Origin of the sequence: Phytopseudomonas punonensis (genome assembly GCF_900142655.1) — a bacterium.
Taxonomy (GTDB): domain Bacteria; phylum Pseudomonadota; class Gammaproteobacteria; order Pseudomonadales; family Pseudomonadaceae; genus Aquipseudomonas; species Aquipseudomonas punonensis.
The window spans coordinates 1-3382 of the sequence record NZ_FRBQ01000019.1; the positions used below are offsets into that span (position 1 = coordinate 1).

Consider the following 3382-nt stretch of genomic DNA (forward strand, 5'->3'; position numbering starts at 1 on the left):
TCGGAGCAGACACGAGTCAGAGCAGCGGTCAGAGTGGTTTTACCATGGTCAACGTGACCAATGGTGCCAACGTTGACGTGCGGTTTGTTACGTTCAAACTTTTCTTTAGCCATTTTGACCGTCCCCGAACGAAGAATTCAGCTAGCGATATCGCCATTAAAACAAAGGCAGATACTTTCATATCTGCCTTTATTAAATGGAGCTCATGAGCGGATTTGAACCGCTGACCTCACCCTTACCAAGGGTGTGCTCTACCAACTGAGCTACATGAGCGAAACATGTGCGCAAGCAATAAAAGCTGGAGCGGGCAGCGGGAATCGAACCCGCATCATCAGCTTGGAAGGCTGAGGTTCTACCACTGAACTATGCCCGCGGAGCTTACAGCTCACGCTTAAATCTGGTGGAGGGAGAAGGATTCGAACCTTCGAAGTCGTAGACGTCAGATTTACAGTCTGATCCCTTTGGCCGCTCGGGAATCCCTCCATTAGGAGGCGGCATTCTCAATATCTGCCACCCTACTGTCAAGCACTTTCTCATTTAAAAACCTGAGCTTAGCGACACTAACAGCAACCCCGCCGCTCATCCCTAGGGATGACCACCCTGCGAAGCGGGCGCCATTCTATGCATTCTACCGGGAGCTTGCAACCCCCTCGCATGGCATTAATTGATGTTGTAAACCGTTGAAGTCCAAAGACAAACGCTCGAGCAGCGAATCATCCACCAAACGCCGGCTTTCTGGGGCTATACGCACCCAGTGACTACGATTGGCGCGGGGCAATTCTCGCAACAACGGTTCGTATCCTGCCCGACGCAGGCGCGTAATTACGCTATCCGCCGAATCGTGCCGCGGAAATATACCCAGGGAAATTCCGTTAGCGAGATCCCCCTGACTGATTATGTAGCTATCGATCTTGCGCGCCTGCAGCTCACGCAACTGCCTGAGCGATGCTTGCCGCGAAGCCAATGGCGGCAAATAGACCCAGTAATCAACCGCTCCGGCAGACTCGACCACCTGCATTTGCGAGCGAATATCCAGACTCAGCAAGCGCTGCTCGACTTGCCCCGCCTGACTCTCGTCATCAAAACGCCCCAAGAACAGACAAACAGCCTGCTCGGCCGGCTCCTCCTTGACCGCAGGCGCACGCCGCTCCTGGGGCTTGGACTCACTCAGCAACTGTATATCTCGCCGACTGTCCTGATACAACGACAGCGGCGCCACCTCTTTAGCTTGCATGGGCACTTGTTGCTGGTGCCATACGTAATAAAAGGCATTGAGCACAACCAACAACATGAAAATCCAGCGCATCTTTACTCCCCCGTCAGCGGACAGGCGATCGCCAACCCAATGAACACCAGGTCTGGAACCACTCGCGCGGCCGGCACCCACTCAGCAGCCATAGCCGCATCGCCCCCAGTCAGAAACACCACTACGTCGGCACCACACTGCTGACGAGCAAGTTCGAGCTGCGTATTAACGAAGCCGCGTAACATCAAACTACAACCACGCTCGACCGCCTCCGCCGTAGAGTGGCCAGGCACCAGGCTGTCGCGGGCATGCTCAGCGGCGACGCTGTCATAGCGGATACGCCGGGTATGGGTAAGCAGCTGACTGCGCATCAACGGCATACCCGGACAGATAAAACCACCCAGATGCTGCCCATTCGCGTCGACGAAATCGGAGGTAATGGCAGTCCCAAGATCCACAACCAAGCAAGCGCCATGCGTAAGGCTGTAAGCCCCCACTAGCGCCAGCCACCGATCCAGCCCCAGTCGCTTATAGTCTTCGTAGCCATTACGGACACCAGCTAGCATGGGCGCCGACTCGGCAACCCGGCAGCGCATACTGAAACGAGCTGACAGAGCCCCACTCAGCAAACGCGTTTCCTCGTCCGCCCGAACGCTGACAAGGCGGCAGTCAGAGAGCTGCTCCGAAAAGCGATCAGCAAGAGCGGCGATCAGCTCTTCGCTGTTGTCCACCACTCCGCCAGCAATGGCACTTCCGCCGCCGGCGCGCGGCATAACCCGCCACTTGATAAAGCTGTTACCGCAGTCAAGCTCAAGAATCATCATGCAACCTCAAGCTGAGCTCACCACCACTGAACACTTGCTCCCGCCCCTCAACCTCAAGCCGCAAAGCGCCAGTATCATCAACACCCAGAACGCGCCCCTTTATAGCCTGAGAGCCTGCAGCGAGGCTCACTAAACACCCCTGCCAAAGATGACTCTCCTCCCATTGCTCACGCAGTGAGGCAAAGCCCCGCAGTCGATGCATGTCGAGATAGCGCTCCAGTTGCCGAGTAAGGCTTGTGACGAATTGATTACGGTCGACCTGCTCCCCCAGGATCTGCCTCAATGAGGTCCATGGCTGATCGATGGCATCGCCAGAAGGCGCCACTCTCATATTGATGTTCACACCGATGCCAAGCACTACATGGCAGACATCCGCAGGATCTCCGGAGAGCTCCAACAAGATCCCAGCAATCTTGCGACCGCCAACAAGCAAATCATTGGGCCACTTCAAACCCGCCTCATTGACGCCAGCCTCCCGGAGCGCATCCAGAAGCGCCAGGCCAACCACCAGGCTTAAGCCCTCCAGCTGGCGCATGCCGCCACTCACGCGGAGCAGCAGGCTGTAATAAAGATTTTCACCAAAGGGGCTTGCCCAACGTCGACCTCGACGCCCACGGCCGGCCGTCTGTTGTTCCGCAATAACCAGCAGCGGCGGCGTGGCGCCAGACGAAAGGCGGCGAAGCGCTTCAGCATTCGTGGAGTCCACCTGCTGCAGAAGCGTAACGGGATAGCTGCACGATGCCGCGATTAGGTCGGCGGCCAGCAAAGACAGCGGCATCTCAAGTCGATAGCCACGCCCGCGGACTTTATGAATCTGCAGATCGAACTCGCTTTCGAGCGCCTGAAGGCGTTTCCAGATAGCAGCTCGACTTACGCCAATAGCGGCGCCAAGCTCTTCACCCGAGTGAAACTGACCATCTTGTAGAAGTCGCAATAATGACTGCATGCCAAACCCGCCCCGCATTAAGGAGCGCATGATAACGATGCACTCGACTGCTGCCTACAAAACCTCCGCGCATTCGCTCTTAGCGGCAGGAAACCAAGCAGCTAGATAGAGAGCTTTGTAGCTAACCCGAAGACAATCGAGCTACGCATGAGCCCCAGATATCGCTGCGTTTAATGTCTGACTAGCCCTTTGCCCAGGCTGCGCGCGGCACCACTCAAGGGGCTCCCATCGAGAACGCTAGCCTGTACCGACTTCAATATTTTCTAGCCGCAAAAGACGAAACCCCAGATCTCTATTGAGATCTGGGGTTTCTAGTAGAAGCTTGACGATGACCTACTCTCACATGGAGAAACTCCACACTACCAT

General features: G+C 56.1%; 4 protein-coding genes and 3 tRNA genes. All 7 read right to left on the reverse strand.

Going from position 1 to position 3382, the window contains the following annotated elements; translation table 11 throughout:
- A partial coding sequence (locus BUC40_RS22445; protein WP_244154210.1) for a GTP-binding protein occupies positions 1-113 on the reverse strand: 113 nt, incomplete at its 3' end.
- An 84-nt stretch (positions 114-197) separates the two neighbouring features.
- Positions 198-273: transfer RNA gene (locus BUC40_RS22450), tRNA-Thr, on the reverse strand.
- Positions 274-299: 26 nt separating this feature from the next.
- Positions 300-373: transfer RNA gene (locus BUC40_RS22455), tRNA-Gly, on the reverse strand.
- Between the two features lie 25 nt (positions 374-398).
- Positions 399-483, reverse strand: a tRNA-Tyr gene (locus tag BUC40_RS22460).
- A 145-nt stretch (positions 484-628) separates the two neighbouring features.
- Positions 629-1306: an SPOR domain-containing protein gene (locus BUC40_RS22465; protein ID WP_073269013.1), complete on the reverse strand. Its 678-nt coding sequence runs from the start codon at positions 1304-1306 to the stop codon at positions 629-631.
- A gap of 2 nt (positions 1307-1308) precedes the next feature.
- Positions 1309-2067 (reverse strand): pantothenate kinase, encoded by a 759-nt coding sequence (locus BUC40_RS22470; protein ID WP_073269015.1) that lies wholly within the window; start codon positions 2065-2067, stop codon positions 1309-1311.
- Positions 2057-3016, reverse strand: coding sequence for a bifunctional biotin--[acetyl-CoA-carboxylase] ligase/biotin operon repressor BirA (gene birA / locus BUC40_RS22475; RefSeq protein ID WP_073269014.1), 960 nt, complete (start codon positions 3014-3016; stop codon positions 2057-2059). The genes BUC40_RS22470 and birA overlap by 11 nt, the downstream gene beginning before the upstream one ends.
- Positions 3017-3382 lie beyond the last annotated feature (366 nt).